We start from the raw sequence: 13,771 nt of genomic DNA, 5'->3' as shown, positions 1-13,771 counted from the left end.
GAAACATAATTCAGACTCCGTTACTTCTTTAGTTCCTGTAATTCAGCAATGGACAACTTTTCCGACCTGGCCTTCTTCCAGTGCATCAACAAGCACGGCAGCCTGGCCGCCGCCGCGCAGGAGCTGGGCGTGACGCCGCCCGCGGTCAGCAAGCGGCTGGCCGCGCTGGAGGCGCGGCTGGGCGTGCGGCTGCTGCACCGGACCACGCGGCGCATCAGCCTGACGCCGGAGGGCGAAAGCTACCTGGTCGAAGGCGCGCGCATCCTGGCGGAAATGGAAGCGCTGGAACGCGCCATCGCCGGCAGCAGCAGCACGCCGCACGGCCTGCTGAAGATCGGCGCAACGCTGGGTTTCGGTCGCCGCCATATCGCGCCCGCGTTGTCGGCGTTCGCACGCGCGTTCCCCAGGATCGAGGTGCAGCTGCACCTGAGCGAACGGCCGCTGAACCTGGTCGAACAGGGCCTGGACGCGCTGATCCATTTCGGCGAGCTGCCCGACGTGCGGCTCACCGCGCGGCTGCTCGCCAACAACCGGCGCCTGCTGTGCGGCGCGCCGTCCTACCTGCAGGCCGCCGGCGAGCCGGCGAACCCGCGCGAGCTGGCGCGGCACAACTGCATCTTCATCCGCGAGGCGGACGAGACCTTCGGCACCTGGCACCTGCGCAACGGCGCCCAGCAGGAAACGGTCAAGGTGCGCGGCACCATGAGCACCAACGACGGCGAATCGGCGCTGGCGTGGGCGCTGGACGGGCAAGGGCTGCTGGTGCGGTCCGAATGGGACGTGGCCGAGCACCTGCGCAGCGGGGCGCTGCGCCGCGTGCTGCCGCAGTGGCAGCTGGCGCCGGCGGATATCTACCTGGTGTTCCCGGCGCGCAACCACCGGCCCGACAAGGTGCGGGCGCTGGTGGATTTCATGCTGGAGCGGTTTGCCGGGCACCGCTCGCGGGGGCCGGGGGGCGCGGACAGCGCGTGGTAGCGCCGTCGCCTGGAACTTCCACGGCACTCCGGCACGGAAGGTCCTCGGATCCGTGGGGTGGATATGGTGGTCGTTGATGCCGGCAGGCGTGCCGCCGGCTGCCGTGCCCCGCCTTATCCGGCGAACCGGTAGCCCAGCCCCACTTCGGTCAGCAGGTGTACCGGCTGCGCCGGGTCCGCTTCGAGCTTGTGGCGCAGGTGTCCCATGTAGACCCGCAGGTACTGGCTGCTCTCCGACTGCGCGGGGCCCCACACCTCGCGCAGCAGTTCGCGGTGCGTCATGACCTTGCCGCGATGCGCGATCAGCACCGCCAGCAGCCGGTACTCGATCGGCGTCAGGTGCACCGCCTGCCCGCCGCGCGTGACCACGCGGTTGGCGAGGTCGACGTGGACGTCGCCGAACTTGACCTGGCTGGAACCCTGCGGATTGGCCCGGGCATGCCGGCGCAGCAGCACGCGCAGGCGCGCCACCAGCTCGGCCACGCCGAAGGGCTTGGTCAGGTAATCGTCGGCCCCCGCGTCCAGCGCGCCGACCTTGTCGGCCTCGCCGCTGCGCGCGGACAGCACCAGGATCGGCACGGCGGTCCACGTGCGCATCTCGCCGATCAGCTTGAGCCCATCGCCGTCCGGCAGGCCAAGGTCGAGGATGACCAGGTCGGGCTGGCGCGTCCCGGCCTCGATCAGGCCGCGCTTGAGCGACTCGGCCTCGTGCACCGTGCAGCCCTCGGCCTCCAGCGTCAGGCGGACGAAACGGCGGATATGCGGTTCGTCCTCGACGAGCAGGATCGTGGGCGAGAAATCGAACGGCATCTATGCCTCTCCTTGCCTGGTTGGCGACAGCTCTGGCAGTTCGGCCGGCTCGGGCTCGATCGTGGGCGGGTTGCCGCGCGGCAACGCGATGGTGAAGCGCGCGCCGGTGCTCTCGTCGGGACGTTCATGCTCCCCATGCCGCTGCGCAGGTTCCACCCAGATGCGCCCGCCATGCGCCTGCATGATGGCATCGCACACGGCCAGTCCCAGCCCGACGCCGGCGGTAGCAGACTCGCGCTCGCCGCGCGTGAATTTCTCGAAGATCTGCCGCTCCCTGCCCCGAGGTACGCCGGGTCCGTCGTCCTCGACCACGACCCGGATCTCGTCGCCCTGCGCCGCCGCGGACAGCCGGATCTGGGTGCCTGGAGGCGTGTACTTGGCGGCATTCTCCAGCAGGTTGCACAGCACGCGCTCGAGCAGCACGCCATCGCATTCCACCAGCGGCACCTGCGACAGATCGGCCACGGCGACACGGTGGCGCGCCAGCGCATCGCGCATCGCGGCCAGGCTCGCGCCTACCAGCTCCTCGACCGACTGCCACTCGCGCCGGATGTGCACGTCGCGGCTTTGCAGCCTGGCCATGTCGAGCAGGTTGACCACCATGGTGCGCATGCGGCGCGCCTGCTCCAGCATCGCGGCGACGGTCTCATCCAGTGGCGGGGCCAGCGGCGGCGTAACGCGCTGCATGGTTTCCGCCATGCCGATCAGGCTGGTCAGCGGGGTACGCAGGTCATGCGAGACCGCGGCCAGCAGCGAACTGCGCAGGCGCTCCGACTCCATCGACAACAGCGCCTGCTGCGCCACCTCGACATAGTGCAGCCGCTCGACCGCGATCGCAATCAGCGTGCAGAACACGTCGGCCTGCCGGCGCAGCGCCGGCTGCGCGAATGCGTGCGGCACCGCGGGCTCCACGGCGAGCACGCCGCGGGTCCGCATCGGCGCCTTCAGCGGCAGGTACAGCACCGTGCTGCCCGGCAGTGTGTTGGTGCCCGTGCCGGCTGGCTGGCCATGGTGGAAGACCCATTCGGCCAGCACGCGGTCGATCGAGTCGGTGTGCCCGGCGCTGCTTCCCATGCTGCGCGGCGGGCTGGCATCCGACACCGGCGGCAACAGCCGCCCGTCCTCCGAGACCAGGAAGAAGGCCGAGCTGGCATCGAAGGCGGCGCGCAGGAAGCGGCTGCCGATCGCGACGATCTGTTCGGGCTGCAATGCCGCCGAGAGTTCTCGCGCCAGTTCGTACAGCGTGCGCGCATCTTCCTCGCGCCGCACCGCCAGCCGCGCCTGCTCCCGCAGCCCCGCGGTCAGCTGGCCGACTACCAGCCCGACCGACAGCAGCACCAGGAAGGTCAGCAGGTACTGCACGTCAGTGACGGCGAAGGACAGCCGCGGCGGCACGAAGAAGAAATCGAACGCCGCCACCGCCAGCACCGACGCCAGCGCCGCCGGCCCGCGGCCATGGCGCAGCGCCACGCCGACCACCGCGACCAGGAACAGCATGACGATGTTGACCACTTCGAACCACGGCAGCGCCAGCGCCGACAGCAGCGTCGCGCCCGCGCACCATGCCACGGCCCAGGCGTAGTCCTTGCGCCTGGCGCCATCGGTGCTTGCCGAGGTTTCCGTTTCGTCGATGCCGTGGTGTGGACGGAGATCGGCGCGCGTCATGTCGGCGGCCACGCGGATGATATCGATCTCGGGGCAGCCGCGCGCCAGCGCATCGGCAAAGCTGGCGCGGCGGCCGGGCAGCCCACCCGGGCCGCTCACGAGCGGCGACAGCACCAGGCCCAGCAGCGCCCGCGCACGCTCTACCGGCGAGCCGCCGCGGCGCCAGTCCGCCGGCGCGCGGCCGAGCACGACCTTGGTCAGGTTATGGCGGCGCACGTAGCCCGCAATTGCCTGCACCATGTCGTTGCCAGCCAGCGTCTCGGTCCGCGCGCCCAGTTCCTCGGCGAGGCGCATCGCGGCCTGCAGGCGCAGCCTGGCCGTATCGGATAGCGGCGCCAGCCGGGGCGTCGCCACCGTCACCACGTGCCAGTCGCAATCGAGCTGCCCGGCGAGCCGGCGCGCGCTGCGCACCACCTGCTCCGCATCGTCGCCGCTGCCGATGCAGGCGAGCACCGCCTCGCGCGTGCGCCAGACCGCCTGCACGGCTTCGGACTGGCGCCAGGCGCGCACATCGTCGTCGATACGATCCGCGGTGCGGCGCAGCGCCAGTTCGCGCAGCGCGATCAGGTTGCCCTTGCGGAAGAAATTGCGTGCCGCGTGGCGCGCCTGCTCGGGCAGGTAGACCTTGCCCTCTTTCAGCCGGCGCAGCAGTTCATCGGCCGGCAGGTCGACCAGCACGACCTCGTCAGCGGCGTCGAAGACCGTGTCGGGCACGGTCTCCCACACGCGGATGCCGGTGATGCCGCCGACGGCCTCGTTCAGGCTGTCGAGGTGCTGCACGTTGACCGTGGTCCACACGTCGATGCCAGCCGCCTGCAGCTCCTGAATGTCCTGCCAGCGCTTGGGATGGCGGCTGCCCGGCGCGTTGGAATGCGCCAGTTCGTCGACCAGCACCAGCGCGGGATGGCGGGCCAGCGCCGCGTCCAGGTCGAACTCGCTCAAGACCCGCTCGCGGTACGGCACTGCTTTCATCGGCAGGCGCTCGATGCCGTCGATCAATGCGTCGGTTTCCGCGCGGCCGTGGGTCTCGACCACGCCGATGACGGCATCGATGCCCTGCGCCGCCGCCGCGCGCGCTGCGGTGAGCATGGCAAAGGTCTTGCCAACGCCCGCCGACGCGCCGAAGTAGACCCTGAGCTTGCCGCGCGCGGCCCGTGCGGTTTCGGCCTGCACCTGCCTGAGCAGGTCATCCGGATCGGGGCGTGCGCCCGCGGCGCGGAGTTCGGTATCAGGCATGGGAAAGTTCGCGTCCCATGCTAGCAGAACGGCCGCCTGCCACACGCACGGCGATGGCAAATGGATGGCGCCCTGTGGCGCGGCGCGGCGAAGGCGATCAATACGATCAGGAAGATCCCGATCACGGCATGGCATCCTTGAGTGAGTCCTGGCATGCAGCTTACCGGCAGGGTCGTAAAAACCGGGTAGAAAGGGAGCGGGTCGGCATAAAGAACGTATAAAGATCGCACCCGGCCGGCGAGTCAGTTGCCTGCCCCCGATATTTTGACTATATTCGAAATATGGAAACCGACAAAGCCCTTGAAGCGCTTGCCGCGCTTGCACACGCCATCCGGCTGGCCGTATTCCGCTTGCTCGTGCAGGCGGGTCCTGAAGGCCTGCCCGCAGGGCGCATCGCAGAACTCATGGAGATGCCGCCCTCGTCGCTGTCCTTCCACCTGAAGGAGCTGCACCGGGCTGGCCTGCTCGCCAGCCGCCAGGAAGGGCGCTCCATCATTTACGTGGCTCAGTTCGAAACCATGAATGCCCTGCTCGGATACCTCACGGAGAACTGCTGTGGCGGCAATCCGTGTTCTCCGGTTTCCAGCTGTTCCGTCACCTCTGGGTCCATGGAGCATGACCGCACCTGATACTCCATAAGCTACTGACATAAAAAAACCCCGCGCACAGGCGGGGTTGGTGTCACGGTTCTGCGTTAGGCAAACTCAGAACGGAATATCGTCGTCCATATCCTCGAAACCGTTCGACGGTGCCTGCTGCGGGCGGCGCGCACCGCCACCACCCTGGCCACCGCCCTGGCCGCCGCCTTGGCCACCGCCCTGGCCGCCACGGCCGCCGCCGTAACCACCACCGCCGCCGCCTTGCGCGTCACGGCTGTAGCCACCACCACCGCCACCGCCGAAGCCGCCTTCGTCACCGCCGCCGCCCTGGCGCGAGCCCAGCATCTGCATCTGGTCGGCGACAATTTCGGTCGAGTACTTGTCCTGGCCGGACTGGTCCTGCCACTTGCGGGTGCGGATGCGGCCTTCGATATAGACCGACGAGCCCTTGCGCAGGTACTGGCCGGCGATCTCGGCCAGCTTGCCGAACATCGAAACGCGGTGCCACTCGGTGGCTTCCTTCATCTCGCCGGACTGCTTGTCCTTGTAGCGATCGGTGGTCGCCAGGCGGAGGTTGGTGACGGCGTCGCCGCTGGGCATGTAGCGGGTTTCGGGGTCTGCGCCGAGGTTGCCGACGAGAATGACTTTGTTGACCGATGCCATGTGAATGTTCTCCAAAAGCCACGCGCTGTGTTGAAAAGCGTGGCAATACGATGAGGGTGAAGCTGACTGTAAGTGTGATCCGATACTGCGCCGCCGGCTACCGTGCCCGGATGCCTGATTCAGCACCGCGCCGTCACCGCGCATTCACTGCGGCGGCGTCGCGCGCAGCAACGTAAACGAACATCGCGCCGCCCGGCCGGGTGTCGGGTGGCGCGATCATGCTAGGCCGGTTCCGGCCCGAAAAGCTTTACGGATTGATGCGATGGCAAGGCAATTTCAGGCTGCCGGCGCCGGTGCGCCTTCCTGCCCGCGGGCCGGGGGCGCCTTCATGTTCCAGGCGATTATAAGCCAGACCAGCAGCACCGCCGCGCAGCCGACGAACACCGCGCTGCGGCCCTCGTACTTCAGCAGCCAGCCGCCGACGGCACCGCCAAGGAACAGGCCAAGCGCCTGCGTGGTGTTGTAGACGCCGAGTGCCGCACCGCGCGAGGCCGCGGCGTAGCGCGACACCAGCGAGGGCTGCATTGCCTCCAGCACGTTGAACGCGACAAAGAACAGCAAGAGCACGCCGACGATGGCCCACAGCCCATGCACCGCGGCAAACAGCAGTTGCACCGCGGTCATCAGCGCCACCGCGCCCAGCAGCACCGGGCGTACGCGGCCGTAGCGCTCGGCCGCCATCATCGGGCCCAGCATCAGCACGAACGACACCAGCACCACCGGCAGGTAGACCTTCCAGTGCTGGTCGAGCGGCATGCCGGCATCGGTCAGCATCGCCGGCACCACCATGAACATGGCGACCTGCGAAGCGTGCAGCGCCAGCACACCGACGTTCAGCCGCGCCAGGTCGGCATTGAGCAGCACCTTGCGGAACGGCAGGCGCACCGGGTGCGGCGCCGGCGGCGTCGGGACCAGGAACAGCGTCACGCCGATGGCCACCACGCCCAGCACCGACATCAGGCTGAAGATGCCCGGCATGCCGATGCTGTGCAGCAGCGGCGAGGCGATCACCAGCGACAGCGCAAAGGTCAGGCCGATGCTGCCGCCCACCATGGCCATCGCCTTGGTGCGGTGCCGCTCGCGCGTCAGGTCGGCGATGCAGGCGGTGATGGCCGCGGAAATGGCGCCCATGCCCTGCAGCGCCCGGCCCGCGATGATGCCGGTCAGCGTGTCGGAGAACGCCGCGACCAGGCCGCCGGCGATAAACAGCAGCAGCCCGCCCACCATCACCGGCTTGCGCCCGATGCGGTCGGACAGCCAGCCCAGCGGAATATGCAGGAAGGCCTGCATCAGGCCATAGATGCCCATGGCCAGGCCAACGCGCTGCGCGTCATGCCCGTCGGGCAGGTTGCGGGCGTATTCGGCAAATACGGGCAGGATCAGGAACAGCCCCAGCATGCGCAGCGCAAAGATGCTGGCCAGCGACACGCTGGCGCGCAGCTCGGTGCGCGTCATGCGTTCGCGGGCGGGGGCCTGGGACGCGCCGGCAGGGCTCGCGTCCGGGGAAGAAGACTGGATCGGCGGCATTGCGCTCGTGAGGATCTCTGGAAAGCGGGGTCGGCTGGCGGACAGTCCAGGACGGTCGCGACCGGGATCGCCTGAAGCCCATCGCCTCCCGCCTTCCGGGTCGCCCGGGAGCCGGGCCGGCGGCGGCTCTGCGCCAGGTTCCCGGCACGCGCCCGCTGTGGGACGACCACCCCGGAAACCGAAGTTGGGTATATTAACAGGTTTGCTCCTTCGCGCTTCCCGGGTCACCTGGCCATGCCAGCGGCCCTCGGCGTGTGCCCGGATGCGCATTCCGGCCGTCGCCAGCGGTCCGGAGTGCCAGCCAGCGCACTTGGCTGCACCTGCTTAGTGGGGTTTTGCCATTGGGCTTTGCCATATTGGGTTTTGCCTTTCCTTCAGACAACCTCGGCCACCCCGGCCGCGGCGGCCTGCCTGGCGACGACTTTTCGGCTTATGGAAGAAATCAAGATCCGTGGGGCGCGTACCCACAACCTGAAGAACATCAATCTCGACCTGCCGCGCAACCGGCTGATCGTGATCACCGGCCTGTCGGGCTCGGGCAAGTCTTCGCTCGCCTTCGATACGCTCTATGCCGAGGGCCAGCGCCGCTACGTGGAGTCGCTCTCCGCCTACGCCCGCCAGTTCCTGCAGCTGATGGAAAAGCCGGACGTGGACCTGATCGAGGGCCTGTCGCCGGCGATCTCGATCGAGCAGAAGGCCACCAGCCACAATCCGCGCTCCACCGTCGGCACCGTCACCGAGATCCACGACTACCTGCGCCTGCTGTATGCCCGCGCCGGCACGCCCTACTGCCCCGACCACAACCTGCCGCTGCAGGCGCAGAGCGTGTCGCAGATGGTGGATGCGGCGCTGGCGCTGCCGGAGGACACCAAGCTGATGATCCTGGCGCCGGTGGTGGTCGACCGCAAGGGCGAGCATTCGGACCTGTTCGACAGCATGCAGGCGCAGGGCTTCGTGCGCTTCCGCATCCGCTCGGGCGGCGGCACCGCGCATGAGGCCGAGGCCAGGGTGTACGAGGTCGACCAGCTGCCCAAGCTGAAGAAGACTGAGAAGCACAGCATCGACGTGGTGGTCGACCGCGTGAAGGTGCGCGCCGACATCAAGCAGCGCCTGGCCGAGTCGTTCGAGACCGCGCTGCGCCTGGCCGACGGCCGCGCGCTGGCGCTGGAGATGGACAGCGGCAAGGAGCACACCTTCAGCTCGCGCTTTGCCTGCCCGATCTGCTCGTACTCGCTGCAGGAATTGGAGCCGCGGCTGTTCTCGTTCAACAATCCGATGGGCGCGTGCCCGAGCTGCGACGGGCTGGGCCAGATCACCTTCTTCGATCCGAAGCGCGTGGTGGCCTTCCCCAACCTGTCGCTGGCCTCGGGCGCGATCAAGGGCTGGGACCGCCGCAACCAGTTCTACTTCCAGATGCTGCAAAGCCTGGCGGCGTACTACGACTTCGATACCGAGACAGCGTTCGAGGAGCTGCCGGAGAACGTGCAGCAGGTGGTGCTGCACGGCTCGGGCGAGCAGGAAATCCCCTTTACCTATATCAACGAGCGCGGCCGCACCACGGTGCGCGAACATGTGTTCGAAGGGATCATCCCCAACCTGGAACGCCGCTACCGCGAGACCGATTCCGTCGCCGTGCGCGAGGAACTGGCCAAGTACCAGAACAACCAGCCCTGCCCCGCCTGCCACGGCACGCGGCTGCGCACCGAGGCGCGCCACGTCAAGCTGGGCGAGGGCGAGCAGGCGCGCGCGATCTTCGAGATCAACGGCTGGCCGCTGCGCGACGCGCTGACGTACTTCCTGACGCTGGACATGCACGGCGCCAAGCGCGAAATCGGCGACAAGATCATCAAGGAGATCTCCGCGCGGCTGAACTTCCTGAACAATGTCGGGCTGGACTACCTGTCGCTGGAGCGCAGCGCCGATACGCTGTCCGGCGGCGAGGCCCAGCGCATCCGGCTGGCGTCGCAGATCGGCTCGGGCCTGACCGGCGTGATGTACGTGCTGGACGAGCCTTCCATCGGCCTGCACCAGCGCGACAACGACCGCCTGATCGGCACGCTCAAGCACCTGCGAGATATCGGCAACTCGGTGCTGGTGGTCGAGCATGACGAGGACATGATCCGCGCCTGCGACTACGTGGTCGATATCGGCCCGGGCGCCGGCGTGCACGGCGGCATGATCGTCGCCGAGGGCACGCCCCGGCAGATCGAGGATTCGCCGGCATCGCTGACGGGCCAGTACCTGTCTGGCCAGCGCCGCATCGAAGTGCCGAAGCAGCGCGCCGTGCCCGACGATGAGCGCCTGCTGCGCATCGTCAATGCCAGCGGCAACAACCTGCGCAACGTCACGGCGGAAGTGCCGGTGGGCCTGCTGACCTGCATCACGGGCGTATCGGGCTCAGGCAAGTCCACGCTGATCAACGACACGCTCTACCATGCGGTGGCGCGCCACCTGTACGGCTCGACGCCGGAGCCGGCACAGCACGACCGCATCGAAGGGCTGGAGCATTTCGACAAGGTCATCAACGTCGACCAGAGCCCGATCGGCCGCACGCCGCGTTCCAACCCGGCCACCTACACCGGCCTGTTCACGCCGATCCGCGAGCTGTTCGCCGGCGTGCCGTCGGCCAAGGAACGGGGCTATGACCCGGGCCGCTTCTCGTTCAACGTCAAGGGCGGGCGCTGCGAGTCGTGCCAGGGCGACGGCGTGCTCAAGGTCGAGATGCACTTCCTGCCCGACGTGTACGTGCCCTGCGACGTCTGCCACGGCAAGCGCTATAACCGCGAAACGCTTGAGGTGCAGTACAAGGGCAAGAACATCTCCGAGGTGCTCGACCTGACCGTCGAGCAGGCGCACGAGTTCTTCAGCGCCGTGCCGGTGGTGCGGCGCAAGCTGCAGACGCTGCTGGACGTGGGCCTGGGCTATATCCGGCTGGGGCAGTCGGCGACCACGCTGTCCGGCGGCGAGGCACAGCGCGTGAAGCTGTCGCTGGAGCTGTCCAAGCGCGACACCGGGCGCACGCTCTATATCCTGGACGAGCCCACCACGGGCCTGCATTTCCACGATATCGAGCTGCTGCTCAAGGTCATTCACAAGCTGCGCGACCAGGGCAATACCGTGGTCATCATCGAGCACAACCTGGACGTCATCAAGACCGCCGACTGGCTGATCGACATGGGCCCGGAGGGCGGCGCCGGCGGCGGCCAGGTGATCGCGCGCGGCACGCCGGAGGCTGTGGCGAAGAGCAAGGCCAGCTTCACCGGCAAGTACCTGGCGCCGCTGCTCAAGCGCGGCTGACCGGCCGACCGGCCGACCTGCCGGGCTCAATCGAGTCCGGCGGCCGGGAGCACGCGCGTGCGCCGCGCCGTGCCGCCGTGCGGCAACTCGATCGCCACGCCGCCACCGCTGTCGGCTCCATGGCCGGTCAACGCGGTGATCACCACCTGGTGCGTGACCATCAGGTAAGGCCCGCCCCGCGGGTCGAGCCCGTCGATCAGGCGCGACAGCTGCGCGACCTGCGCGTCGCGGCGCTGCGCTTCCGCCCCGAAGAACGAATTGAGCAGCGGCTGCACCTGTACCGGCCCCAGGCCGATCAGCCGCGCCGTGTCCTGGCAGCGGCACCAGGCGCTGCTCCACACCTGCGTCGGGCGAAAGCCGGCCGCCTTCCAGCTCGCCCCCAGCCGCGCTGCCTGCTCGCGTCCGCGCGCGTCAAGGTTGCGTTGGGTGGCGCAATCGGCCAGCCGGAATCCCGGCGGGTCGCCCACGCCCGGCGCGCTGGCATGGCGCAGCACCACCACGACATGCGCGCGCTTCAGCTCGCTCACCGCGATCTCGCCCTGTGATGCCGGCGTGACCTGCGCGGCGGCAAGCGTGGGGACGATGGCGAACATGGCAAACACGGCAGGCAAGCGGCAAAAGGCAGGCATCGGCGGCTCCGGTGGTGGGCCAACCCCTCCGGTATAGCAGGCGCTGGCTTGCTTTCACCACCTCGCGCCCTACCATGAACCGGACGGCGACATGCATCGCACAGGAGCCCCGCCATGGAACTGACGGTCGTACCGGTCACCAAGCCGGAAGCCACCAACTTCATCTTCGGCCAGTCGCACTTCATCAAGACCGTGGAAGACCTGCACGAGGCGCTGGTGGGCACGGTCCCCGGCATCCGCTTCGGGCTGGCGTTCTGCGAGGCCTCGGGCAAGCGGCTGGTGCGCTGGTCGGGCACCGACGAGCCCCTGATCGACATGGCGTGCGAAAACGCGCGCGCCATCGGCGCGGGACACAGCTTCCTGATCTTCCTGGGCGACGGGTTCTTCCCGGTAAACGTGCTGGGCGCGGTGCGCGCGGTGCCGGAGGTGTGCCGGATCTACTGCGCGACGGCGAACCCGACGCAGGTGATCGTCGCGCAGACCGATGCCGGCCGCGGCGTGGTGGGCGTGATCGATGGCGCCTCGCCGCTGGGAATCGAGACCGAGGCGGATGTGGCGGAGCGGAAGGGGCTGCTGCGCAAGATCGGCTACAAACTGTAGCCGTGCGGCTCAGTGCTGCGCCGCCTGTACCCGCGTGACGGGCGGCACATCGTCTTCCTTCATCCGGCTGCGGTTCAGCACGCCGGCCTGCTCCAGCACCGGATAGGCCGTCGCGCAGAACAGCGAGTTCAAGCGCTTGAGCTCGCTGATCACGTCCAGATGCAGCGAGCTGGTCTCGACGCTCTCGGCCGTCTGCACCGCCACGCGCTGCAGGTGGGTGCGCGCGTACTTGCGCTCCAGCTCGCGGAAGTTGGCCTTCTCCGCCATCAGCGCCTGCGCGCTCTTCAGGTCGCCGTTGAGGAACACCGACAAACCCAGCCGCAGGTTGGCCACCAGGCGCCCATGCATCTCGGCGATTTCCTGCATGCCAGCCTCGGAGAACATCAGGTTGTGGGCGATCTTCTTGTCCTTGGTATCGAGCAGGATGCGCTCGATGATGTCGCCGGCATGCTCCAGATTGATGGTCAGCGAGATGATCTCGGTCCAGCGCTGGCCGTCGCGCTCGTCCAGCGCTTCCAGGCTGATGCGGGTCAGGTAGAGCTTGATCGCGGTGTAGAGGTCGTCGACCTCGTTGTCGATGCGGCAGGTGGCTGTGGCCAGCTTGGCGTCGTTGGTCCGCATCACGCGCAGCATGTTGTCCAGCATCTGCTCGACGCGGTCGCCGATGCGCAGCACCTCGCGCGCGGCGTTGGCCAGCGCCAGCGTGGGCGTGGTCAGTGCGGCCGGGTCGAGATGGCGCGGCGTGACCTGGCTGTCGCCGGTATTGCGCCCGGGCAGCACCTTTTCGCACAGGCGCGCCAGCGGCGCCGTGGCGCCGAGCAGCAGCACCGCCAGCGCGACGTTGAACAGCAGGTGGAAATTGACGATCAGCCGCTGCGGGTCATGGTCGATCAGCGCCAGCAGTTCTTCGGCCTGGTTCAGCAGCGGCAGCGCCACCAGGCATCCCAGCAGGCGCGACAGCAGGTTGCCCAGCGTCACGCGCTTGCCCGGCTGGTTGTTGCCCGAGGTGGTCAGCAGCGCCGAGATGCCCGAGCCCAGGTTGGCACCCAGCACCAGTGCCAGCGCCACGTGGATCGATACCACGCCGGCCGAAGCGAGCGCACCACAGAACAGCACCACGGCCAGGCTGGAATAGCAGAGGATGGTCAGGAACGCGCCCACCAGCATGTCCAGCCCCGAGTCGCCGGTCAGCGAGGCGAACAGCACCTTGACGCCGGCTGCCTGCACCACCGGCCGCGTGGCAATGGAGATCAGCTCCAGCGCCAGCGTGATCAGCCCCAGGCCGATCAGCACGCGCCCGACGTGGCCCGGTTTGCTGCCCTTCCAGGTCAGGTGGCCGATCACGCCAACGAAGATCAGCAGCGGCGACAGCCACGACAGGTCCAGCGAGAACACCTGCACCATCAGCGCGGTGCCGACGTTGGCGCCCAGCATGATGGCCAGCGCCGGCGCCACGGCGATCAGGCCCTGGCCGACGAAGGAGCTGACGATGACCGCGGTGGCGTTGCTGCTCTGGACCAGCCCGGTGACACCGAGCCCGGCGAGAAAGGCGGTGAAGCGGTTGGAGACGCTGGTCGACAGCACGTGGCGCAGGTTGGCGCCGTAGACGCGCAGGATGCCAACCTTGACGATGTTGGTGCCCCATACAAGCAGGGCAACGCCCGAGAGCAGATGAAGAAGTACGCCCATTGTGCGCCTCAGTGTGACCGGTGCCGAATTACTGCCGGAGGCGGCCCTGCCCGGTCATCGTGTAGTTGTCAATGAGGCATTA

10 protein-coding genes are annotated in these 13,771 nt (G+C 68.2%); 4 read left to right on the top strand and 6 right to left on the bottom strand.

Annotated elements, in window-relative coordinates; all coding sequences use genetic code 11:
- Nucleotides 1–48 precede the first annotated feature (48 nt).
- On the top strand, nt 49–975 hold the full coding sequence (locus CTP10_RS01740) for a LysR family transcriptional regulator (protein ID WP_116317040.1): 927 nt from the start codon (nt 49–51) through the stop codon (nt 973–975).
- Nucleotides 976–1,088: 113 nt separating this feature from the next.
- Here the strand turns inward: CTP10_RS01740 and kdpE are convergent, their stop codons facing one another.
- Together kdpE and CTP10_RS01730 are read right to left on the bottom strand one after the other, a co-directional pair.
- On the bottom strand, nt 1,089–1,784 hold the full coding sequence (gene kdpE, locus CTP10_RS01735; RefSeq protein WP_116317039.1) for a two-component system response regulator KdpE: 696 nt from the start codon (nt 1,782–1,784) through the stop codon (nt 1,089–1,091).
- Complete coding sequence (locus tag CTP10_RS01730; RefSeq protein WP_116317038.1) at nt 1,785–4,685, bottom strand: DUF4118 domain-containing protein; 2,901 nt, start codon at nt 4,683–4,685, stop codon at nt 1,785–1,787.
- A gap of 281 nt (nt 4,686–4,966) precedes the next feature.
- Here CTP10_RS01730 and CTP10_RS01725 point away from each other — a divergent pair, with 281 nt between their 5' ends.
- Entirely contained in the window at nt 4,967–5,314 is a 348-nt protein-coding gene (locus tag CTP10_RS01725) for an ArsR/SmtB family transcription factor (protein ID WP_116317037.1), read from the top strand.
- Between the two features lie 75 nt (nt 5,315–5,389).
- On the opposite strand, the gene CTP10_RS01720 is transcribed toward CTP10_RS01725, so the two are convergent.
- Nucleotides 5,390–5,947 (bottom strand): single-stranded DNA-binding protein, encoded by a 558-nt coding sequence (locus CTP10_RS01720; protein WP_116317036.1) that lies wholly within the window; start codon nt 5,945–5,947, stop codon nt 5,390–5,392.
- 276 nt (nt 5,948–6,223) lie between these two features.
- Nucleotides 6,224–7,474, bottom strand: a complete 1,251-nt coding sequence (locus CTP10_RS01715; RefSeq protein ID WP_116317035.1) for an MFS transporter — start codon at nt 7,472–7,474, stop codon at nt 6,224–6,226.
- 432 nt (nt 7,475–7,906) lie between these two features.
- On the opposite strand from CTP10_RS01715, the gene uvrA reads away from it, so the two are divergent.
- On the top strand, nt 7,907–10,771 hold the full coding sequence (gene uvrA / locus CTP10_RS01710; RefSeq protein WP_116317034.1) for an excinuclease ABC subunit UvrA: 2,865 nt from the start codon (nt 7,907–7,909) through the stop codon (nt 10,769–10,771).
- 26 nt (nt 10,772–10,797) lie between these two features.
- Here uvrA and CTP10_RS01705 read toward each other — a convergent pair whose 3' ends face one another.
- Nucleotides 10,798–11,400, bottom strand: a complete 603-nt coding sequence (locus tag CTP10_RS01705; protein WP_116317033.1) for a histidine phosphatase family protein — start codon at nt 11,398–11,400, stop codon at nt 10,798–10,800.
- A gap of 114 nt (nt 11,401–11,514) precedes the next feature.
- Here CTP10_RS01705 and CTP10_RS01700 point away from each other — a divergent pair, with 114 nt between their 5' ends.
- Nucleotides 11,515–12,000, top strand: coding sequence for an adenosine-specific kinase (locus CTP10_RS01700; RefSeq protein ID WP_116317032.1), 486 nt, complete (start codon nt 11,515–11,517; stop codon nt 11,998–12,000).
- Nucleotides 12,001–12,009: 9 nt separating this feature from the next.
- Here the strand turns inward: CTP10_RS01700 and CTP10_RS01695 are convergent, their stop codons facing one another.
- Nucleotides 12,010–13,689 (bottom strand): Na/Pi cotransporter family protein, encoded by a 1,680-nt coding sequence (locus tag CTP10_RS01695; protein WP_116317031.1) that lies wholly within the window; start codon nt 13,687–13,689, stop codon nt 12,010–12,012.
- Nucleotides 13,690–13,771 lie beyond the last annotated feature (82 nt).

Origin of the sequence: Cupriavidus sp. P-10, from assembly GCF_003402535.2 — a bacterium.
In the GTDB taxonomy this organism is placed as follows: Bacteria; Pseudomonadota; Gammaproteobacteria; order Burkholderiales; family Burkholderiaceae; genus Cupriavidus.
Note: the sequence above shows the minus strand (reverse complement) of the source record. Positions and strands in the feature narration are given on the sequence as shown.

Excerpts from the sequence above, each read along its gene's own strand:
- CTP10_RS01740 (WP_116317040.1), top strand. The coding sequence starts at position 49 with ATGGACAACTTTTCCGACCTGGCCTTCTTCCAGTGCATCAACAAGCAC.
- kdpE (WP_116317039.1), bottom strand. The coding sequence starts at position 1,784 with ATGCCGTTCGATTTCTCGCCCACGATCCTGCTCGTCGAGGACGAACCG.
- CTP10_RS01730 (WP_116317038.1), bottom strand. The coding sequence starts at position 4,685 with ATGCCTGATACCGAACTCCGCGCCGCGGGCGCACGCCCCGATCCGGAT.
- CTP10_RS01725 (WP_116317037.1), top strand. The coding sequence starts at position 4,967 with ATGGAAACCGACAAAGCCCTTGAAGCGCTTGCCGCGCTTGCACACGCC.
- CTP10_RS01720 (WP_116317036.1), bottom strand. The coding sequence starts at position 5,947 with ATGGCATCGGTCAACAAAGTCATTCTCGTCGGCAACCTCGGCGCAGAC.
- CTP10_RS01715 (WP_116317035.1), bottom strand. The coding sequence starts at position 7,474 with ATGCCGCCGATCCAGTCTTCTTCCCCGGACGCGAGCCCTGCCGGCGCG.
- uvrA (WP_116317034.1), top strand. The coding sequence starts at position 7,907 with ATGGAAGAAATCAAGATCCGTGGGGCGCGTACCCACAACCTGAAGAAC.
- CTP10_RS01705 (WP_116317033.1), bottom strand. The coding sequence starts at position 11,400 with ATGCCTGCCTTTTGCCGCTTGCCTGCCGTGTTTGCCATGTTCGCCATC.
- CTP10_RS01700 (WP_116317032.1), top strand. The coding sequence starts at position 11,515 with ATGGAACTGACGGTCGTACCGGTCACCAAGCCGGAAGCCACCAACTTC.
- CTP10_RS01695 (WP_116317031.1), bottom strand. The coding sequence starts at position 13,689 with ATGGGCGTACTTCTTCATCTGCTCTCGGGCGTTGCCCTGCTTGTATGG.